Genomic DNA, 20,764 nt, shown 5'->3' with positions numbered 1-20,764 from the left:
CGAAAAAGGCTTAAATGATATCATCTAAGCCTTTTATATTTTTTATCGTTCTAATTTCTATTTACGAACTGAAAATCTCTTTACGACTGTTTCTGATCCAGAAACTACACGGATAAAGTAAAATCCTGAATTAAGCTTACCAGTAGGATCAAAAGAAAGATTTTGATTACCAGCATCTAAACTTCCATTCATTAATTGAACGACTTCATTTCCAAGGGCGTCCATTACTTTAATCGCAACTGAACTTTGTTTCCCTAATTTAAATGATAAACTTATTTGTTCTGAAATTGGATTATAAAAAACTTTAACATTATTAATCAGCTTATCTACTTCCTTGGTATTATCAGAATTAGCGATTAATCCCATAGAATAATCCAGATGATCAGCCTTATCCAAATAAGATAGTCCATCGTTATTGGCCGTTTCAGTAGAATTCGAAGTATGCAATACAGATGCATAGCCTAAACTTCCTGTCAGCGTAATCACACAGAGCAGGCCTAAATAAGCTATTTTTTTAATAATAATTTTCATTTGTATATAGGACTTCTTAGATCGGTTATAGTTTAAATCAAATATAATATTTCCCAATCAATTTATCAACAACAAAAGTAGGTTATTTGTTTAGATATTATTAACTTATATTGAATAAAAATTTGCCATTTAACAATTTTTAACAAGATTTGCCGTTGTCAAACTAATTGCTAAAATTTGGCACGAGTTTTTCTATTGCAACGAACCTTCATATTCGTGTTAAAATGAAGGTTTTTTTACTTAAATCAAATAAAAAAATGACGACTAGTCATCAAAGTACCGCACAAAAAGTAAGTCTTGCTGGTCTACTAATTAGTTTAGGGATCATATTTGGAGATATTGGTACCTCTCCACTTTACGTTTTCAAAGCCATTATGAACAAAGGTGTCATTGACAAAGACATTGTTCTGGGTGGATTATCATGTGTCTTCTGGACAGTTACCTTACAAACAACTGTTAAGTATGTCCTGATTACCCTTCAGGCAGACAACAAAGGTGAAGGAGGAATTCTCTCTCTTTTTTCATTGGTACGTAAAAGAGCACCTTGGTTGATTTTTCCAGCAATGATCGGTGCAGCTACTCTCCTTGCAGATGGTATGATTACACCTGCCATCACTATCTCTTCGGCGATTGAAGGTTTAGACATTAAGTATCCGGGTCTACCAACAATTCCAATTGTGGTAACAATTATTACCTTATTATTTGCTATCCAACGCTTTGGAACATCGGTAGTTGGTAAAATCTTTGGTCCACTGATGTTCGTTTGGTTTTCCACCATCGGAGTATTAGGAATTAGTAATATTCATCTTGAATATGAAGTATTAAAGGCGCTTAATCCTTATTATGCTATTAAACTACTCATAGCATATCCGAATGCCCTTTTCATCATTGGTGCTGTATTCCTATGTACAACAGGAGCAGAAGCTCTCTATTCAGATATGGGACATTGTGGTAAAGGAAACATCCGCATCAGCTGGATTTTCGTAAAACTAACACTCGTATTGAACTACTTTGGTCAAGGTGCTTGGTTATTGACACAAGAAGGCAAAGTACTAGGAGAAAATAATCCTTTTTATGCTATCATGCCACATTGGTTTCTTGGTTACGGTATTGCGATTGCAACCATGGCTGCAGTAATCGCCAGTCAAGCCATGATCTCAGGGTCATATACGCTTATTTCGGAAGCTGTTCGCTTAAATATATGGCCGAAGGTTGCTATTCGCTATCCAAGCGATCATAAAGGACAATTATATGTTCCTTCCATCAATCTAATTTTGTGGGCAGGATGTATGCTGATCATTAAAATTTTTGGAGAATCAAGTAATATGGAAGCCGCTTATGGTTTGGCCATCAACTTGACATTCTTAACGACAACAATTTTAATGACTTTCTTTCTTGCAGCTAAAAAAGTCAATAAATATTTCATTGCATTATTTACAGGCTTCTATTTAATATTAGAATTGATGTTTTTAGTCGGAAATGGTGTGAAAATTGCGCATGGAGGATGGCTTACGTTATTATTAGCATCGCTTCTATTTCTCATTATGTACGCTTGGTGGAGTGCCAGACGCATTAAAAACAGATTTGTTAACTTCATCAATATTGATAAGTACTATCCGATCATTTCAGAATTGAGCGAAGACAAGTCTGTGCCTCCATACGCTTCACATTTAGTGTATCTAACAAGTGCAAACTTCAAATCAGAAATTGAATCCAAAATAATTTATTCGATATTAAATAAAAAACCAAAACGTGCCGACGTTTACTGGTTGGTTCACGTTGATGTTATGGACCATCCCCACACACGTGAGTATACAATCGATCAATTAATTCCTGGAAAACTAATTCGTATAGATTTCAAACTAGGCTTTAGGGAAGAGCAACGTATCAGTTTGCTATTCCGCAAAGTAGTGGAAGATATGGTGCAAAAAGGTGAAATTGATATTACCAGCCAGTACGATACTTTAAAGAAACACAAAATCCCAGGAGATTTTAAATTTGTTGTATTAGAAAAAGTACTCTCAAAAGGAAATCAATTAAGTTGGTCCGAACGTATTATCATGGAGATATATGGTTATCTTAAAAAATTAAGTCTATCCGAAGAAAAGGGATTTGGTTTAGATGCTAGTTTTGTAACTATAGAACGCGTACCGCTAAGTTTACCGCAAACAACAACCATAGATTTAAAGCGGAAAAACAACTGATAGTATCGTGTTTATACCATAAGCCTCCAAGAAGTTAAACACAGCTTGGAGGCTTTTTTATTGAGCATTTACCACCAGCTATTTTTTATTTCAGCGATCTCTTAAAATAAAAGCTTATTTTTGCATCAAATACAACATTATGGCAGGAACAGCAACAACTCCCACAAAAAAACTTCACCCTAGAAATAAACATCTTGATGCATACGATTTTGCGAAATTAATCAAAGTCGTTCCTGAACTCAAACCATTCATTTTTGTTAACGATTACCGAACAAAAACAATAGATTTTACAAATCCAGAAGCAGTAAGACATTTAAATAAAGCATTGCTTCAGCAATACTATAACATTCAATATTGGGATATTCCGAAAGAGAACCTTTGCCCTCCTATTCCAGGGCGGGCAGACTACATTCATTACGTTGCTGACATATTAGCGAAAGGCAACAACAATGAAATTCCAAAAGGAAAACAAGTTAAAATCCTTGATATCGGAGTTGGCGCAAATTGTATCTACCCAATTGTCGGTCATCACGAATACGGTTGGTCATTTGTAGGTTCAGAAATTGTAAAGAAAGCATACAAAAATGCCATTGAAATCGTTCGCTTAAATCCAGAACTTAAAAACAATGTGCAGATTAGATTACAGAATAACCCCAAAGCTATCTTCAAGGATATCATTCTCGAAGATGAAAAATATGATATGGTGATCTGTAACCCCCCATTCTTTTCCTCTCAATTAGAAGCATTGGCACAGGCAGACCGCAAAATAAAAAGTTTAAAGCCCGCTGAGCAAGAAAATATCGTTCAAAGTTTTGCAGGTCAAGGAAGCGAACTGTGGTGCGATGGTGGCGAAAAGGCTTTTATCGGACGAATGATTTTTGAAAGCCAGTTTTATAAAGATCAAGTAAAATGGTTTTCGACATTGGTAGCTCACCGGGAAGATATCAGAGGTTTACAACACAAGCTAAAAAAGCTGAATGTAGCAGAAATGGAAGTTATCCGAATGGAACAGGGAAATAAAGTCGGCAGAATTCTTCTCTGGAGATTCTAGCAGATATAAAAAAAGCTCTAAACAGTGTTTAGAGCTTTTTTTATATCTAGTAGCATGATGCACGTTAAGAAATACTTTCTTTATTTAATTTCGAGTGCTTATATCCATAAAGGAAATAAATAACTAATCCACCAATAAGCCAAATAATAAAGATAATCCAGTTACTCGCTCCCAGTTCTGTCATTAAATAAAGATTAATCAAAATACCAGTTACCGGCAATAAAGAGAAATTCATTTTAAAACTATAAATGCTAAGTCCTAACCAGGTTAACCAAAAAATGATGATCAACACCTTATGTTCGATTATCTCCATAAAAGTCAGGTTCTTCCATTCTAATAAGATTGCCTGTCCATAAATCCACATCAAAACAATCGCCCCCAGTAAGCCTAGACCAACTAAATATTTACCATTTACATAAGGAACTCTAAATTTTGATTTTTCAGATAATCCAGAATAATCCATATAAAGAACACCCGCACATACCATGATAAAGGCAAAGAAAGTACCTACACTTGTTAAATCGACAAAAAAATCCATTTTAAAAAACAATGATGGAACTCCCACAACGATACCTGTTACTATAGTTGCATAAGAAGGGGTTCTATATTTAGGATGTATACGTGCAAAGCGTTTAGACATCAGCCCATCCCGGCTCATCGTCATCCAGATTCTCGGTTGCGCCAATTGATACACCAATAATGCACTTGTAATCGCAATTACGGAAGTAACCGATATAACACCAGCCATATAATCAAACCCAACATACTTAAACACAAAAGCTAAAGGGTCTTTTACATTCAGCTCCGTGTAATTAACCATACCCGTTAATACGAGGGTTATAGCGACATATAAGACCGTACAGATTACCAAACACCAGATCATAGCTTTAGGTAAATCACGTTGCGGGTTCTTACATTCCTCTGCAGTCGTTGAAATCGAATCAAAACCAATAAAAGCAAAAAACACAGCCGCAACACTTCCCATAACACCGTGCATTCCGTTTGGAGCAAAAGGTGTCCAGTTTTCCGGTTTCACATAAAAGATACCCCCAAAAATTACAGCCAAAATAATCCCGACTTTGATCATAACCATGATCGCACTAGCACGTTGTGATTCTTTAATCCCAATATAGACTAAAGCAGTAACTAGTACAGTAATAATACCTGCAGGGAGATCAAAGATGATTGGTACTCCTCCGATTCGCGGAGCGCTTAAATAAGCTTCTAATCCATGCTTATCTGCTGCCGTCAACGCATTTGCACCGTGCTCAGCAAGCTTTTGTGATGCGTCCAATGCATAGCCAGGAGCCATCGATAACCAGGCAGGTATATGTATCCCAAACCCTTCCAGCATCGAAGCAAAATACTGAGACCAGGAAATTGCAATTACGGTATTAGAAACGGCATATTCCAAAACTAAAGCCCACCCGATAATCCAAGCAAATAATTCCCCAAAGGCAACATATGCATAAGTATAAGCACTTCCCGAAACTGGAACTGTACTGGCAAACTGAGCATAAGACAAAGCCGTAAAAACACAGGCAAAAGCTGTAAAAATAAATAGAAGTGAAACCGCAGGTCCCCCTTCATAGCTTGCTAGGCCGATTGTGCTGAAAATTCCCGCACCGACAATAGCCGCAATACCTAGTGAAACCAAATCTCTTACACCGAGTACCTTTGCAAGTCCTGAACCCTCACCATGTTGCGAGTCGTAGATAATCTGATCAACACTTTTCTTACGAAAAAGTCTTTTAAACATGTAGTTTATGTTAATATGTTAAGTAATTTGCTACGAAAATAAAAAAAAATAATACGGATAATAGTAATGCATCACAAATACTATTCAAAATCTATCATTTCATAATGAATATATTGATAGATGTCATGAAAATCCTTCATATTTTCTTTTACATAAAGGCTTAATTTACTGCTTAACGACAAAACTTGATCTTCATGAACATCAAAAGACCATAAACGTTTACAAATCTGAAATAACGCACGGGTAACCTGTACCAGATCCGTATATTCATATATGTACTGAGAGGCAATAAATCTATCAAAAAAAGCATCAAACTTTGCGACATCCTTTAGTTCACTAGTAACTAGAAAAGATCTTAAAGAGTTACGGTCTACCCGCTCAAGAGCGGTATAAAACTTAGCAATAGAAACAGCTTTATGTTCAATTAAAAGATGGTCTAATAACAGTTCCAGTGCGATATGCGCAAAAAAAGAAGGCCTAATCGGAAGTCCGATCAATTCATTCTTGACAGATTCTTTGATCTCATGTGTATGGTGGAAAAAGTAATCCGAATTGTGGAAAAGACGGTCAACTTCAATATGCCCATTCCACCCCTTAAGTAATTCAGATTGTAACGGCTTGGCTCCTATCTGATCTTCAAAATTATTGGGTTTGAGGATAAAAGCCTTATCCGCATTTTTCAATAGATCAGGTAATAAGCTACCAACAACCCTTTCAGGAGTCGTTGCAAAACGTTCAAAATAAAAGTGTGATAAAAAATTCATAACAGCATTTTTATACCTACCGTAGTCATTTAACGAGAAATATTCACTCAATATACAGCTTAATCTCTTATATTTGTGGCTTATATTAAAAATTTTTAACCCATTTTACACAATGAGCTTTGTAGAAGAATTACGCTGGAGAGGCATGCTTCAAGACATTATGCCCGGAACTGAGGACTTACTAAATAAAGAAAAGGTATCTGGTTATATTGGTTTTGATCCAACAGGAGACTCTTTACACGTAGGTCACTTGACACAAATCATGACGTTGATACACTTCCAAAACGCAGGACACAAGCCTGTTGCTTTGGTTGGTGGTGCAACAGGAATGATTGGAGACCCTTCATTCAAATCTGCAGAACGTAACTTATTGGACGAACACACATTAAATCACAATGTGAATTGTTTGAAAACTCAGTTAGGTAAATTCCTTGCATTTGGAGAAGGTGAAAATGATGCCAAAATGGTTAACAATTACGACTGGTTTAAAGATTTCAAATTTTTAGATTTTATTCGTGATGTTGGTAAATTAATTACTGTTAACTATATGATGTCTAAAGATTCTGTAAAAAAACGTTTGGAAGGTGAAAACGGCCTTTCGTTTACAGAATTCTCGTACCAATTGATTCAAGGATATGACTTCTATTATCTATGGAAACATCACAACTGTAAAGTTCAAATGGGAGGTTCCGATCAGTGGGGAAATATCGTAACGGGTACAGAATTTATCCGTCGCCAAGATCAAGGGACTGCTTTTGCTATCACAACACAGTTAATTAAAAAAGCTGATGGTCAAAAATTTGGTAAAACTGAATCTGGAGCAGTATGGTTAGATCCTAAAAAAACATCACCATACAAATATTACCAGTTCTGGTTAAATACTTCGGACGATGATGCTAAAAATTGGATTAAGATCTTTACTTTAAAATCTAAAGAAGAACTTGATACGATCATTGCTGAGCACGATGCAGCTCCACATACAAGAGCAGTACAAAAAGCCTTAGCAAAAGACATTACTATTCGTACACACTCGGAAGAAGCATATGAAACAGCAATCAAGACTTCTGATTTCTTATTCGGCAACGGTACGCTTGAATTCTTAAATGGATTAGATCATGAAGCTATTTTAGATGTATTCGAAGGTATTCCGCAATTCAATGTTTCACCAGAAACTTTGAGCAGTGGTATTAACATATTAGATCTACTAGCAGTCAACACACAGGTATTCCCTTCTAAAGGTGAAGCGCGTAAAATGCTACAAGGTGGTGGTGTGTCAATCAACCGCGAAAAAGCGACAGATATTGAACAAGTAATCAATGCATCTCACTTGATTAATAATAAATATATCATTGCACAAAGAGGAAAGAAAAACTACTATTTAATTATAGCTGAATAAACTTTTTTAATTACATAAAATAAAAATGACCGACTTGATCGGTCATTTTTATTTTATGAACTTTTACTATCTTTACACTTTAAAAAAATTACATATTCAAACAGACATTAAGTTAGATGAGAAAAATCGCATTAATAAGCCTGCTGTATCTTATAACGTTTACGTTTAGTTATGCACAAGTAAACTTTCAAACGCTATATACGAAATACGGAAGCATAACAAAGGAGCTTGATAAAGCATATTACGTTAAAATTGTTACCTTCCCAGATGAAAATGTAAAAGATACGATAGCAGAAGAGTTTTATCTTTCTAATAATGGTTTAAAGCTACAGGGCAAAGTAAGCGACTTTTTTGGAACAAAATTTAAAGGTAAGAAATATGAACTGTTTGAAAATGGAAATCTCAAATCGGAAGAGATGTTTTCCCATGATTCACATCAAATTGATACGGCATTCTACTATCATCAAAACGGTAAAATAAAATCCATTCTATATTATCCCTTTACCATCGACAAAAAAGGTAAATATAAAATTGAAGAACCGCTTTATTTAGCCTACGCAGATTCAACAGGTAAGATCCTGCTAAAAGATGGCAATGGTTTCGCTGTATCAGATAACTCCTATAGCTACGAAGAAGGTAACTATGTCAATCACAAAAAACAAGGTGATTGGAAGGGGCACTTTAATGGAAAGCGATATACATTTACAGAAACTTTCACAGAAGGTAAACTGATTTCAGGCATCACAACAGATTCAATAGGAAATACAACACCTTACGATTCAATTACGGGCTGGAGAGAACCCACCTATCCAGGAGGTATTAACACATTGATGCAGTATATTGGGCGAAATTATGATTACCCTATGCAAGCATTACATGCTGGTGTAAGTGGTATCGTAGAGATCGAATTCGTTATCGATAAAAGTGGAGAACCCCGCGATTTCAAACTTAAAAGAGATCTCGGTTATGGAACCGGAGAAGCAGGACTGAGAGTCGCTAAAAAGATGAAAAAATGGGAACCAGGACGACAAAGAGGTATACCTGTCAATGTTAAATACGTACTTCCAATTCGATTAAATACAGTACAAAGATAAAAAAGCCTGTCCTTTTCAGAACAGGCTTAGTTATTATAATCAACCACAATTATAACCAGATCTTCTACTTATTTATGCTTAACAATTTGGAAGCTATATTTTTTATTGGCATCGCTACTTGACTTCAAACCTGCGGCATAAATGGTATAAACTTCCTTATCTTCAGGTTTAAAATCTCCTAACAATTCAGTCATACCAGCACCATTTATTTTCAGTTTATATACATCAGCAATTTTAATATTCTTAAAAGTGGACAATTCTTTATAAGCTTTATCTTTAACAGCTAAACTATCAACATCATTTAATGTAAGCGTCAACTTAGATGCTTCAGGACTCAAATTCATAAATCTAAATTTTGCATATCCTGTTTTCAAAGTTCCAAAATCATCTTCAGTAGCTAATACATCAACTTTATCTTTACCGATCACATAGAGGCTGTAAAATTTACCTGGAGTAAAATCTACTTTTTTACTCACTAGGGCTGTATCTCCAGGAGTTGATTTCGGATCAAATACCCGCACGAGTCTACTACCAGGATATGCATTTTTATAACTCAAAACGCGATTAAAGGAGAAAACACCCTCCCAGTTATTATTCAATTTATTCTGGTCGAGACCAATATCTAATCCTTCAGATCCAGGTACAGCATTCACAGCAGACACAGCCGAGATTTCCACATAAGCGTAATCATCATCCAGCTTATTACATGAATTTAATGTCAGCATAAAAACCATTATACTGATTCCAAAAAATAATGCTTTTTTCATTTTCATTTTTTATTTACAACAAAATTCAACGATCGTCTCATTAAAAAACGTATGTTAGAAACAAAATGCTACAAGAAAAAATAAAAGGTTTAGTAAGCCAATTAAATTTCCTCCTAAATACTTAAGTTTGTATGAAGGATAACTGTGAAAATTCATGTCAAATAAAGGAAATACATTTAGACCATCTAGCGCTAATACATCATTTAAAAGGAGTCAAAAAAAAGAAGCTCCCAATAATAAGAAAGTAGAAAATAAAGAAGAAGCTCCCGCTAGAGACTTATCAGAACTGCAACAAAAATTAATTAAAATTTTAGGGGCTTTCCTGATACTATGTGCGATATTATTAGGGATAGCTTTTGTTTCATATTTATTCACGTGGTCTGAAGATCAAAGCTATATTGCAACCAATAATGGTGGTTGGGGCGTAGTGATGAATACAGCGGAAGAAATTGATAATCCCGATGTAGAACTACCTGTAGTACAAAATAGATTGGGAAAATATGGTGCATTATTTGCAAACCAATTTATTTACAATTGGTTTGGCATTGCGTCCTTCCTCTTTGTACTGGTTTTCTTTGTAATCGGGTATAAATTATTGTACAAAAAATCAATATTACCAGTTTACCGTACCATTATATACTCTTTTATCGCGATCGTATTTATATCTGTTACATTAGGTTTCTTGCATAGCTTCATTACAAAAGTGCCTCACATCTTAGAAGGTAAGTTTGGTTTCTGGACTAATAAATTATTAGAAGCTCAAATTGGAACAGTTGGTGTTGCCGGAATCTTAATCTTTGCCTATTTGACGACATTGATACTGGTATACAACCTAGATCTAAAATTTAGTATTTTCGACTCGCGTAAAAAACAAGATGAGGAAGATGAAAATTTTGATCCGGAAGAAGAAGAAACAAACTACACAAACTCCATCCGTACAGCAGAACCATCAGTATCTGAACCATTAATCAATAGAAGGGAAACCTATACACCTGCACCTAGTCTGAATGACAAATTTCAATCGAGTAGAAATGCTGATATTCAATTAAATGAAGAATTCACTCCTCCTCATAAAGAAATCATTTTACCTGTTTCGGAAATAAAACCAGAGAACAAAGTGCTCATCCCATTCGAAATCGAAGAACCAACTCCTACGGATGAGGATACGAATATAATGAATGAAAATACCGTTTCATTTACGGTAGACGAACCTCTTCTAATAGATCCTATTGTAGAAGAAAAGCCGGTACAAAGTCATGAATTAGAAGTAGAATCACCTAAAGAAGAAAAGACGATTACGGCTAATGATCTAGTTGCACAATTCGGTCAGTATGATCCCAAATTAGATTTATCAGGATATCAGCATCCAACCTTAGATCTATTAAAAGATTATGGAACTGGAAAAATCACGATCAACCAGCAAGAGCTGGAGGCCAACAAAAATAGAATTGTTGATACCTTACGTAATTACAATATTGAGATTGAACATATCAAGGCTACAATCGGTCCTACGGTAACATTATATGAAATCATTCCTAAACCTGGAGTACGTATTTCAAAAATCAAAAATCTAGAAGACGATATTGCACTGAGTTTAGCGGCTTTAGGTATCCGTATTATTGCTCCGATGCCGGGAAAAGGAACTATTGGTATCGAGGTTCCTAATAGCAATCCTGAAATGGTTTCCATGAAATCAATTATTGCAACAGAAAAATTCCAAAAGACGGATATGGACTTGCCAATCGCCTTAGGGAAGACAATTTCGAATGAAGTTTATATTGCCGATTTAGCGAAAATGCCCCACTTACTGGTAGCCGGTGCTACAGGACAAGGTAAATCCGTAGGTATCAATGCGATCTTAACATCGCTACTGTACAAGAAACATCCTGCAGAATTAAAGTTTGTATTGGTCGATCCAAAAAAAGTAGAGCTTTCTTTATTCAAAAAAATAGAGCGACACTTTCTCGCGAAATTACCGGGAGAAGAAGATGCTATTATCACAGATACAAAGAAGGTTATCAACACATTAAACTCTCTTTGTATTGAAATGGATCAACGTTATGACTTGCTAAAAAATGGACAAGTACGTAATTTGAAAGAATATAATGCAAAATTTGTCAATCGCAGATTAAACCCTGAGGAGGGTCATCGATTCTTACCCTTTATAGTTCTTATTGTAGATGAGTTTGCCGATCTGATGATGACAGCTGGTAAAGAAGTTGAAACACCGATTGCACGTTTAGCACAATTAGCACGTGCGGTAGGTATTCACTTGGTAATTGCCACCCAACGTCCTTCGGTCAATATCATTACAGGTACGATTAAAGCCAATTTCCCGGCACGTTTGGCATTCCGCGTATTATCTAAAGTAGATTCACGTACTATTTTAGATTCAGGAGGTGCAGATCAATTAATTGGTCGTGGAGATATGCTTTTATCAACAGGTAGTGACTTGATTCGTATTCAATGTGCATTTGTAGATACTCCAGAAGTCGAAATGATTTCTGACTTTATCGGAGGTCAACGTGGATATCCATCCGGATTTATGCTACCTGAATATGTTGATGAAAGTGGCGATGGTTCAGGTTCTACAGATTTTGATTTCTCAGACAGAGATCAATTATTTGAAGAAGCAGCACGCCTAATTGTTATGCATCAACAGGGGTCAACCTCACTCATCCAGCGTAAATTAAAGCTGGGGTACAATAGAGCTGGGAGAATAATTGATCAGTTAGAGTCCGCAGGAATCGTTGGTCCTTTTGAAGGAAGCAAGGCCCGTGAAGTACTCTATCCCGATGAATATTCTTTAGAACAGTTTTTAGAAACATTAAGGAAGGATTAAAAGATGAAAAAAACAATGGGCATCATGCTAGGTTTTATAACCTTAGCAGTCGCAACTCCAGCACTGGCACAACAAGATGCTGCTGCAAAAAAAATATTGACAGAAGTCAGTAAAAAGTATGATAGTTATCAAACGGTACAAGCGAACTTTTCATTTTCAGCAATTCAGGGTTCAAATAAATCGGCCTACACCGACGCAGGGACACTCTATTTAGATAAGAAAAACAATAGATATCATATTACGATGAATAGTCAGGAAATGATATCAGATGCAAAGAGCTTATATACTATTTTGAAAGAAGAAAAAGAAGTTCAGATTGCAGCAATAGAGAATAGCACAGATGCAATAGATCCCAGTAATATTTTTAGCTTTTATAAAACCGGATTTAAATATAGCTTGGTTGCAAATGAAAAAGCTGGAAACACACTTTTAAATGTCGTTCACTTAACACCAACTGATAGTAAAAAGAACTATTCTAAGATAAAACTCCGCATCAATAGAGCAACAAAACTGATATATGATGCGACTATCTATGATAAAAACGGTGGTCAATACAGTTACACGATTAAGAGTCAGGTTCCCAATAAGAATTTGGATAACAGTTTATTTAGCTTTAACAAAAGCAAATACAGCGGCTATGAAATTGTAGACCTAAGATAGGTAGAACAGACACTAGAAAAAAAGGCTTGAATTATATAATTCAAGCCTTTTTTTTATAACATATTCTCATTTGGATCTTTCTGATCCGTTCGGTTCGCATATCGCGTATAACCATGTTTTTCAGGATTCTCAATAATTTCTTTCATCGAAATCAATTTATAGACATAAGAACCAGTTTCATTATTCAATTTCAAATTGTAATAACTATCCTCTTTCTGACGTCTAATAGAACCCTTTAAACTTCCTCCACCTACATTATAAGCAGCAGCTACAAGAGTCCAGTTTCCAAACTGCTTATAAAGTGATTTAATGTACTTAGCAGCGGCATGAGTAGACTTCGTCAAATCTCGTCTCTCATCAACATTTCCATTCACTTTCAATCCATAAAGTCTAGCAGTTGCAGGCATAAACTGCCAGTAGCCACCAGCCCCTTTAGAAGAAACGACTCCTCGATCCAATCCACTTTCTACCAATGGAACGTACTTAAAGTCTTCAGGAATACCGTAGGATGCTAAAATCTTCTCAATCTGCGGCAGATAGGCCTCTGCTTTTTTATGTAGACTGTAAGAGCCTCTCTTTTTGAAAGAGAAGTTTTTAAAATATCGCAACAACTTGCTTTCAACATGTGGCCGATTTATCGGCAACGTATCATTGGCAAATGTCAACGAACTCAAATAATGATCATTATTACTATCATTATCTTCATTTTTCTCCTTTTCATCTTCCCCATTAGAAAGATTACTTGGCGCTTTCACAGTAATGATCTTATCATCACCTGCAGCAATTGTGTTTGGGTTTGAGTACAATTTTGACAACACTAACGCCGACAAAATCAGACTACAACATAATACTTTTTTTCTAAACATTCACTCCCTTAATGCTACCCTATCCACGATAAAATCGATCAAAAAATAGCTTGGTACAAATTCAAGGCTACAAAGATAAAGACTATTTACTTAAAAAACAAACACTTAACCTTTTCAAGGTTTAAAGCTGTTTCAAGCTTGATTTTTTTGTAACTTTTCATCCTCAAAAAAAATTTTTAAATTTATTTACAGAAAAAAAGAAAATTATGGGTAACTTTGCCGTTCACATTATTTTATAGTAATAAGATGCCATTCAGCAATAAAAGGAACAGTCGTGATGACAAGTCCAAAAACTCAAGAAGTACCTCAGAAAACTTCAAACCAAGGGGTGATCGTTCAAAGGATGATAGATCCTCTAATTTCAAAGAAAACAAAAGACCGAGAAGTTCATCATTCGGCAATAAAGATAACACAGACAGACCATATAATAACGACAAAAAATCTTTTGGAGGTGATAGACCTTTCAAAAAATTTGATGGCGAAAACTCCGATAGAAAAAGAAGCTTTGACAAACCCTTCAATAAAGAAGGTAAATCTTTTGGCGGTGACAGACCTTTCAGAAAAGAGGGTGATAGCTCCGACAGAAAAAGAAGCTTTGACAAACCTTTTAACAAAGAAGGTAGATCTTTTGGTGGTGACAGACCTTTTAGAAAAGAGGGTGATAGCTCCGACAGAAAAAGAAGCTTTGACAAACCTTTCAACAAAGAAGGCAGATCTTTTGGTGGTGATAGACCTTTCAGAAAAGAAGGCGAAAGTTCCGACAGAAAAAGAAGCTTTGACAAACCTTTCAACAAAGAAGGCAGATCTTTTGGTGGTGATAGACCGTTCAGAAAAGAAGGTGAAAGTTCCGACAGAAAAAGAACTTTTGACAAACCTTTCAACAAAGAAGGTAGATCTTTTGGCGGTGAGAGACCTTTCAGAAAAGAAGGTGATAGCTCCGACAGAAAAAGAACTTTTGACAAACCTTTTAACAAAGAAGGCAAATCTTTTCAAAAATCTGATGGTGATCAAACTGACTTTAAACGTCCAGCTAGAGACAAATCAGATAGACAATATAAATCTTCTTATAAAAAATTCAATAATGATGAAGATCGTAAAGAGGGTTCTACCGAAAGAAGATCAACAGAAAGACCTCCACGTTCAAAATCTTCTCAAAATGACGGCCTAATTCGTTTAAATCGTTATATCGCCAATTCTGGAGTATGTTCTAGAAGAAAAGCTGATGAATTAATCGCAGCTGGCGTTGTTAGTGTTAATGGTGAAGCCGTTACTGAATTAGGTGCTAAAGTAGATCCAGCTAAAGACGACGTTAAATATAATGGTGAGCGTTTGAAACGTGAAAAAATGGTTTATGTCCTATTAAATAAACCTAAAGATTACATTACTACTACCGAAGATCCTCAGGAGCGTCACACAGTAATGGAATTAGTTTCAAAAGCTACTAAAGAACGTATCTATCCAGTAGGTCGTTTAGATAGAAATACAACTGGTTTATTATTAATGACAAACGATGGTAATTTAGCTGAAAAACTTTCGCACCCTCGTAATAACATCAGTAAAATATACAACGTAGAATTGAATAAAAGCTTAACACAAGGTGATTTTAATAAAATTGTTTTCGGTCTTGAACTGGAAGATGGTTTTGTAAAACCTGATGATTTAAGCTACGTAACTGGCGGAAGTAAAAGAGAAGTTGGTGTTCAGATCCATAGTGGTAAAAATCGCATCGTAAGACGTATTTTTGAATCGTTAGGATATGAAGTAGTAAAACTAGACCGTGTTGTATATGCTAACTTGACTAAAAAGGATTTACCAAGAGGTCGTTGGAGATACATTGAAGAGCGCGAGCTAGTTCAATTGAAACATTTAATTTAATATTTACTCCTTTATATAGAAAGCAGCTTCACAGCTGCTTTTTTTATTTGACTCAATTTTTAAATTAGATTATATTGCATAATTTAGCAAAAATAAAATATAACATGACTGATCCAAAAACATTAACATCCGTAGCCGAATTTCATAAAGTTTTCCAGCATCCGATATTAGAAAAACCAACAATCCCAAGTGAAAAACGCAGTGCATTACGTGTATCTCTTATTGCTGAAGAATTAAAAGAGTTGGAAGAAGCTATCCAAAACAATGATCTTGTAGAAGTAGCAGATGCATTATGTGATATACAGTATGTGTTAGCAGGTGCTGTACTTGAATTTGGTTTAAAAGACAAATTTAATGAGCTATTCGAAGAAGTGCAACGTTCAAACATGAGTAAAGCCTGTCAATCCATTGAAGAGGCTGAAGCAACAATAGCACATTACAAAAATTCAAAAGATGTCGATAGTTACTATAAAGAAGTAGATGGTCTATTCTTAGTATTCAGAACAGAAGATAACAAAACATTAAAATCGATCAATTACTCTCCGGCCGATTTAAAATCAATCATAGAAAAATAAAAAAAAGGTTGCTATAATTTTATAGCAACCTTTTTTTATCCTATATATTTCGAGCCTTGTATGGCCTCTTTACGTTCCAAAGCCTTATCTATGTACGTTTGAATAGCAGATTTCTTCATTCCCCAATTTGGAGCAATCAGTAAATCTTGATCTGCCAACCCAAATAATCGTTGAATAACAATATCCGGTCGCAATAGTGGAATAAATTCTGCTAGAAAGTCACAATATTCATCAATGGAGAAAACATGAAAAGGTTCACGCTTGTACTGAACGCCCATGATCGATCCTTCAACAATATGCAGATGATGTAACTTCACAAATTTAATCTGCGGGTGTTTATTTATTTCATCAGCATATCTTAACATCATTTCATGCGATTCCCAAGGAAAACCAAAAATAGTATGTACACAAATTTCCAATGGACTATTTTCAACTAATTTTAGTGCTTTTTGCAATTCATCATGAGAACAGCCACGGTTAATTCTATTCAAAGTTTCATCATAAATTGACTCCATCCCCATTTCCAGATCAACATCATAACGATCACAATAACTTTCTAACAAAGCTACCTTTTCAAAATCAATACAATCTGGTCTTGTTCCAACAGAAAGACCAATAGTATCTTCAGGACAAACAGCTAAAGCCTCATCATACATCGCCTTCAAAAAATGTGCAGGGGCATAAGTATTCGTATTGGGTTGAAAATAGATAATGAATTTATCAGCACGATACCCTTCTCGCGCTCTTTTGATACCTTCTTCCACCTGTTCACGAATTGTAGGCAATTTACGTGCAGATTCGGGAGTAAATGAATCTACATTACAATATGAACAACCACCATACCCCTTACTTCCATCACGATTAGGACAAGTAAAATTCCCATCCACAATGACTTTATATACGCGTTGACCATTATATTTCTTTTTCAAGTAAGATCCATAATGATTATATGGCTTTTGTCCTATATCTAATAATGTACTCATAAATACAAAGATAGAAAGATTTCATAGGATTTAATTATTGGAAACACATTATGTCCCTTACAATGATCGAATCTTTACACAATTTAGTATCTTTATAAGTTATATTAGGAAATTATGAAAAGATTAACTCTTAAAGATATCGCAAAAGCGCTAAACTTATCAGCTCCCACCATTTCCAAAGCCTTATCCGATAGTTACGAAATAAATAAAGAAACAAAAGAGAAGATCATTGCTTATGCCCATAAACATAATTACCAATATAATGCATTAGCTAGAAGTTTAAAAACCGGTAAAACCAATATTATAGGAGTTATTGTTTCGACTATCAGTAATTCATTTTTTTCACAAATATTGGAAGGAATAGAAGAGTCCTCGCTTTTTCAGAAATACAATATCATTATTATGCAAAGTCGAGAAAGCCCTGCAGTAGAAAAAAAATGTATTGATATTCTATATTCTAAAGGCGTTGATGGTATATTAATTTCCCCTGTATCAGATAGTGCTAACTTAAGTTATTTACAACAACTACATAATAGCAACTGTCCTATTGTTATCTTCGATCGTATCAATAATAATTTACAAACCTTCAAAATAGGAATTGATAATAAAAAAGCGGCACAAAAAGCAACGCAAGAACTTATTGATAGAAACTACAGCAATATACTGCACATTACAGGAGTCGCTAATGGTGTTACAAATGAAAGACTTCTAGGTTTCCAGGAGGCCTTAAAACAAAATAACATCCCATTTGATGACAAAAAATTACTGAGATGCGATCTATCACAAATTCAAATCGTTGAAGAGCAAATCCTAAATAAATTAGAAGAATTAAAAAATGACAATAAAAGTCCTGATGCCATTTTTACTGCTACAGACTTATTGACAAATCGTACAATAGGTTTATTAGCACAACAAAAAATTAAAATTCCATCGGAAATTGCCCTTATTGGATTTTCAAATACGAATTATGCCTTTTCTTTTAATCCACCATTGACCTGCATTTCTCAACCAGCTACAAGAATAGGAAAATTAGCTTTTGAAAAAATGATTCATATCCTAGAATTTCGATTAAAAAAGAGAGAAATTGTTTACGAAACGATAGAACTAGATGCAGAGATTACCATTAGAGAATCTATCTAAGCAGTCAGAAATGATCATTATATCATAACATAATAAGGGGATATATAATCCCCTTATTATGTTAATGTCCACCTCTATTTCTTCCATTACCTTTATGGTGCTTGTTATGCCCCTTCTTGTAATGTTTATTATGTCCTTTTTTATGGTGACCGTGATGATGCCCCCGTTGAGGTCTATGACCATGATCATGATAATATCCTACACAAGAACTAACAGACAGCAATAACATTAACCCTCCCAAAAAAATTGCAAATTTTGCCTTCATAAATAACCTATTCTTTTCAGAAAATAGCCAAATACTATACCAAAAGAGTCCATAGTTAAAAATTACATCTGTTTCATCTCATAACAGCCTGTTTATAAAGTAGTTTATGCAATAAATAAATCTGACATAATAAATTACAACTAAATAGGAGATCAGATTAACCTAAATAATTGGATGAACTAATCAAACAGCAAAAGCCATATATGCTGTCATAGTTATAATCTTGGCAAAATAAATTCGATATAGGAATTCTAAAAGTACCATACATATCCCTAAAAAGTCAATACAAGTACAAAAAAAAGGTAGATGTTTTATTTACTCATTATCTCTGCGGCAAGATCATCCTTGTATTCTTTAATTGATATTGCCAGATCCTTTTTTAATGCAATTAATAGTTCGCTATTTTCAAACTCACTGTAAATATTATTCAATTCTTGAGGATCTTTCTCAAGATCGTAAAGTTCCCAAAAATCTTGTTCTCCATAAAAACGAATCAACTTAAACTTTGTAGTTCTGATACCAAAATGTGGCATCACACGATGAGGTTGTGGATATTCATAATAATGATAATAAATTCGATCGCGCCAAGATACTTCATCATTTTTTAAAAGATCAAAAAATGATTTTCCTTGAATTTCTTTTGAAGCAGGAGCATCTGCCATCGCTAACAATGTGGGAGCCCAATCAATATTCAAAACAGGCTGTTCAATGACTGTACCCGCTTTGATAACCCTAGGATAGCGGATCATAAAAGGAGTTCTCAAAGATTCTTCATATATGAAGCGCTTATCAAACCATCCATGTTCGCCTAAATAAAACCCTTGGTCCGAACCATAAATAACAATCGTATTTTCAGCCAAACCATTGTCATCCAAGAAATTCAAAATCTTTCCGATATTACGATCCAGCGCCTTAGCTGTAGAGAAGTAATCGCGCATGTAACGTTGAAATTTCCACTCTGCGAGCTTCTTACCGGTTAGTTTTCTATCATTGAATTCTTTACTTATCCGATCACCGTAATAAGCACGGTAAGCATTACGTTGTTCGCTATCCAATCGGCTATAAATCCAGTCGGTTTCATAATCAACATTTACTTTCAAATCAAAGCCCAGTTTCATTGTTCCTGAAATACTCATATCCTGATGAGCTGCAGCTTTCCTATTCTCATAAGTATCGTAGAAAGTTGACGGAACTGGAAAAGTAACATCATCATATGCTCCGAGATCTTCTAATGCAGGCAACCACTCGCGATGTGTGGCTTTCTCACCGATTACAAGAAAAAATGGTTTATCCTTATCTCTTTTTTCTATCCAGTCCTTTGAAAGATCTGTAATAATATCTGTGACATAACCTTTATGATTAACCGTATCATTCGCCTGTGTAATAAAATCTGGATTAAAATAATGACCTTGATCAGGAAGAATAGTCCAATAACTGAATGCGTCCTGAGGTAATGTTTCCAGATGCCATTTTCCTATCCACGCAGTTTGATATCCAGATTCAGCTAAAGATCTGGAGAAAATAAACTGATTAATATTGAATTTTTTGTCATTTGAAATAAAACCATTTACATGACTATATTTACCCGTTAATAGCGCTGCTCGACTGGGACCACAAATAGAATTGGTTACAAAAAAATTATTAAATAAAGCACCTTCATTAGCGATACGGTCAATATTAGGAGTTTTTGCTAATTTATTGCCATATACACCGATTGCTTTATTCGTATGATCATCTGACAAGATAAAAATAATATTCGGCTTCTTATGTTTCACATCCTGAGCTGAACTAGCAAATGAAAACCATATGGGTATAAATAATGCGAAGAGTTTATAAAAAGTAGGTTGTGACATATTGATCAAAATTATTCTTAAAGATAAGATAATCTTGATAAAAAAGGTATAAACACAAAAAAGCCTCTGCTGTATAAGCAAAGGCTTCTGTATAAAAAAAGGCACCGACCTACTCTCCCACCTGTTACGGCAATACCAT

17 protein-coding genes are annotated in these 20,764 nt (G+C 34.9%); 9 read left to right on the top strand and 8 right to left on the bottom strand.

The features are described from left to right. Positions 1–57: 57 nt before the first annotated feature. Positions 58–531 (bottom strand): T9SS type A sorting domain-containing protein, encoded by a 474-nt coding sequence (locus ACFS6I_RS20970; protein WP_380923525.1) that lies wholly within the window; start codon positions 529–531, stop codon positions 58–60. A gap of 257 nt (positions 532–788) precedes the next feature. Between ACFS6I_RS20970 and ACFS6I_RS20965 the strand changes: the two genes are divergently transcribed. Continuing rightward, the gene (locus ACFS6I_RS20965) at positions 789–2,735 is read left to right on the top strand and encodes a KUP/HAK/KT family potassium transporter (protein WP_380923524.1); all 1,947 of its coding nucleotides are present in this window, start codon (positions 789–791) and stop codon (positions 2,733–2,735) included. A 139-nt stretch (positions 2,736–2,874) separates the two neighbouring features. Then, on the top strand, positions 2,875–3,786 hold the full coding sequence (gene rlmF / locus ACFS6I_RS20960) for a 23S rRNA (adenine(1618)-N(6))-methyltransferase RlmF (RefSeq protein ID WP_380923522.1): 912 nt from the start codon (positions 2,875–2,877) through the stop codon (positions 3,784–3,786). A 64-nt stretch (positions 3,787–3,850) separates the two neighbouring features. On the opposite strand, the gene ACFS6I_RS20955 is transcribed toward rlmF, so the two are convergent. Together ACFS6I_RS20955 and ACFS6I_RS20950 are read right to left on the bottom strand one after the other, a co-directional pair. Next, positions 3,851–5,545: an amino acid permease gene (locus ACFS6I_RS20955; protein WP_183917195.1), complete on the bottom strand. Its 1,695-nt coding sequence runs from the start codon at positions 5,543–5,545 to the stop codon at positions 3,851–3,853. An 80-nt stretch (positions 5,546–5,625) separates the two neighbouring features. Next, positions 5,626–6,309, bottom strand: coding sequence for an ACP phosphodiesterase (locus tag ACFS6I_RS20950; protein ID WP_380923520.1), 684 nt, complete (start codon positions 6,307–6,309; stop codon positions 5,626–5,628). A 112-nt stretch (positions 6,310–6,421) separates the two neighbouring features. Between ACFS6I_RS20950 and tyrS the strand changes: the two genes are divergently transcribed. Then, positions 6,422–7,705 carry a tyrosine--tRNA ligase gene (gene tyrS, locus ACFS6I_RS20945; RefSeq protein WP_380923518.1) on the top strand — a complete coding sequence of 428 codons (1,284 nt, stop codon included), beginning with the start codon at positions 6,422–6,424 and terminating at the stop codon, positions 7,703–7,705. Between the two features lie 116 nt (positions 7,706–7,821). After that, on the top strand, positions 7,822–8,799 hold the full coding sequence (locus ACFS6I_RS20940; protein ID WP_380923516.1) for an energy transducer TonB: 978 nt from the start codon (positions 7,822–7,824) through the stop codon (positions 8,797–8,799). 68 nt (positions 8,800–8,867) lie between these two features. Here ACFS6I_RS20940 and ACFS6I_RS20935 read toward each other — a convergent pair whose 3' ends face one another. Then, the gene (locus ACFS6I_RS20935; RefSeq protein ID WP_380923514.1) at positions 8,868–9,566 is read right to left on the bottom strand and encodes a DUF4397 domain-containing protein; all 699 of its coding nucleotides are present in this window, start codon (positions 9,564–9,566) and stop codon (positions 8,868–8,870) included. Between the two features lie 154 nt (positions 9,567–9,720). Here ACFS6I_RS20935 and ACFS6I_RS20930 point away from each other — a divergent pair, with 154 nt between their 5' ends. Continuing rightward, complete coding sequence (locus ACFS6I_RS20930) at positions 9,721–12,408, top strand: FtsK/SpoIIIE family DNA translocase (protein WP_380923512.1); 2,688 nt, start codon at positions 9,721–9,723, stop codon at positions 12,406–12,408. Between the two features lie 3 nt (positions 12,409–12,411). Further along, positions 12,412–13,068, top strand: coding sequence for a LolA family protein (locus tag ACFS6I_RS20925; RefSeq protein WP_380923510.1), 657 nt, complete (start codon positions 12,412–12,414; stop codon positions 13,066–13,068). A 53-nt stretch (positions 13,069–13,121) separates the two neighbouring features. Here ACFS6I_RS20925 and ACFS6I_RS20920 read toward each other — a convergent pair whose 3' ends face one another. After that, a complete protein-coding gene (locus tag ACFS6I_RS20920; RefSeq protein ID WP_380923508.1) occupies positions 13,122–13,874 on the bottom strand; it encodes a lytic transglycosylase domain-containing protein in 753 nt (250 codons plus the stop codon). A 306-nt stretch (positions 13,875–14,180) separates the two neighbouring features. Between ACFS6I_RS20920 and ACFS6I_RS20915 the strand changes: the two genes are divergently transcribed. Further along, complete coding sequence (locus ACFS6I_RS20915; RefSeq protein ID WP_380923506.1) at positions 14,181–15,809, top strand: pseudouridine synthase; 1,629 nt, start codon at positions 14,181–14,183, stop codon at positions 15,807–15,809. A gap of 104 nt (positions 15,810–15,913) precedes the next feature. Further along, complete coding sequence (locus ACFS6I_RS20910; protein WP_132771018.1) at positions 15,914–16,384, top strand: pyrophosphohydrolase domain-containing protein; 471 nt, start codon at positions 15,914–15,916, stop codon at positions 16,382–16,384. A gap of 35 nt (positions 16,385–16,419) precedes the next feature. Here the strand turns inward: ACFS6I_RS20910 and ACFS6I_RS20905 are convergent, their stop codons facing one another. Beyond that, on the bottom strand, positions 16,420–17,367 hold the full coding sequence (locus tag ACFS6I_RS20905) for a TIGR01212 family radical SAM protein (protein ID WP_208701717.1): 948 nt from the start codon (positions 17,365–17,367) through the stop codon (positions 16,420–16,422). 114 nt (positions 17,368–17,481) lie between these two features. Here ACFS6I_RS20905 and ACFS6I_RS20900 point away from each other — a divergent pair, with 114 nt between their 5' ends. Continuing rightward, the gene (locus ACFS6I_RS20900) at positions 17,482–18,507 is read left to right on the top strand and encodes a LacI family DNA-binding transcriptional regulator (protein WP_168127082.1); all 1,026 of its coding nucleotides are present in this window, start codon (positions 17,482–17,484) and stop codon (positions 18,505–18,507) included. Between the two features lie 61 nt (positions 18,508–18,568). Here the strand turns inward: ACFS6I_RS20900 and ACFS6I_RS20895 are convergent, their stop codons facing one another. Both ACFS6I_RS20895 and ACFS6I_RS20890 read right to left on the bottom strand, forming a co-directional pair. Continuing rightward, on the bottom strand, positions 18,569–18,772 hold the full coding sequence (locus ACFS6I_RS20895; RefSeq protein ID WP_132771021.1) for a hypothetical protein: 204 nt from the start codon (positions 18,770–18,772) through the stop codon (positions 18,569–18,571). Positions 18,773–19,083: 311 nt separating this feature from the next. Next, positions 19,084–20,625, bottom strand: a complete 1,542-nt coding sequence (locus ACFS6I_RS20890) for a sulfatase family protein (protein WP_380923503.1) — start codon at positions 20,623–20,625, stop codon at positions 19,084–19,086. Between the last annotated feature and the right edge of the window lie 139 nt (positions 20,626–20,764).

It is taken from the genome of Sphingobacterium anhuiense (genome assembly GCF_042686355.1).
In the GTDB taxonomy this organism is placed as follows: domain Bacteria; phylum Bacteroidota; class Bacteroidia; order Sphingobacteriales; family Sphingobacteriaceae; genus Sphingobacterium; species Sphingobacterium anhuiense.
The sequence above is the reverse complement of the archived record's forward strand: the minus strand, read 5'-3'. Positions and strand labels throughout refer to the sequence as shown.

Excerpts from the sequence above, each read along its gene's own strand:
- ACFS6I_RS20930 (WP_380923512.1), top strand. The coding sequence starts at position 9,721 with ATGTCAAATAAAGGAAATACATTTAGACCATCTAGCGCTAATACATCA.
- tyrS (WP_380923518.1), top strand. The coding sequence starts at position 6,422 with ATGAGCTTTGTAGAAGAATTACGCTGGAGAGGCATGCTTCAAGACATT.
- ACFS6I_RS20950 (WP_380923520.1), bottom strand. The coding sequence starts at position 6,309 with ATGAATTTTTTATCACACTTTTATTTTGAACGTTTTGCAACGACTCCT.
- ACFS6I_RS20895 (WP_132771021.1), bottom strand. The coding sequence starts at position 18,772 with ATGAAGGCAAAATTTGCAATTTTTTTGGGAGGGTTAATGTTATTGCTG.
- ACFS6I_RS20890 (WP_380923503.1), bottom strand. The coding sequence starts at position 20,625 with ATGTCACAACCTACTTTTTATAAACTCTTCGCATTATTTATACCCATA.
- ACFS6I_RS20970 (WP_380923525.1), bottom strand. The coding sequence starts at position 531 with ATGAAAATTATTATTAAAAAAATAGCTTATTTAGGCCTGCTCTGTGTG.
- ACFS6I_RS20935 (WP_380923514.1), bottom strand. The coding sequence starts at position 9,566 with ATGAAAAAAGCATTATTTTTTGGAATCAGTATAATGGTTTTTATGCTG.
- ACFS6I_RS20905 (WP_208701717.1), bottom strand. The coding sequence starts at position 17,367 with ATGAGTACATTATTAGATATAGGACAAAAGCCATATAATCATTATGGA.
- rlmF (WP_380923522.1), top strand. The coding sequence starts at position 2,875 with ATGGCAGGAACAGCAACAACTCCCACAAAAAAACTTCACCCTAGAAAT.
- ACFS6I_RS20915 (WP_380923506.1), top strand. The coding sequence starts at position 14,181 with ATGCCATTCAGCAATAAAAGGAACAGTCGTGATGACAAGTCCAAAAAC.
- ACFS6I_RS20925 (WP_380923510.1), top strand. The coding sequence starts at position 12,412 with ATGAAAAAAACAATGGGCATCATGCTAGGTTTTATAACCTTAGCAGTC.
- ACFS6I_RS20965 (WP_380923524.1), top strand. The coding sequence starts at position 789 with ATGACGACTAGTCATCAAAGTACCGCACAAAAAGTAAGTCTTGCTGGT.
- ACFS6I_RS20900 (WP_168127082.1), top strand. The coding sequence starts at position 17,482 with ATGAAAAGATTAACTCTTAAAGATATCGCAAAAGCGCTAAACTTATCA.
- ACFS6I_RS20955 (WP_183917195.1), bottom strand. The coding sequence starts at position 5,545 with ATGTTTAAAAGACTTTTTCGTAAGAAAAGTGTTGATCAGATTATCTAC.
- ACFS6I_RS20910 (WP_132771018.1), top strand. The coding sequence starts at position 15,914 with ATGACTGATCCAAAAACATTAACATCCGTAGCCGAATTTCATAAAGTT.
- ACFS6I_RS20940 (WP_380923516.1), top strand. The coding sequence starts at position 7,822 with ATGAGAAAAATCGCATTAATAAGCCTGCTGTATCTTATAACGTTTACG.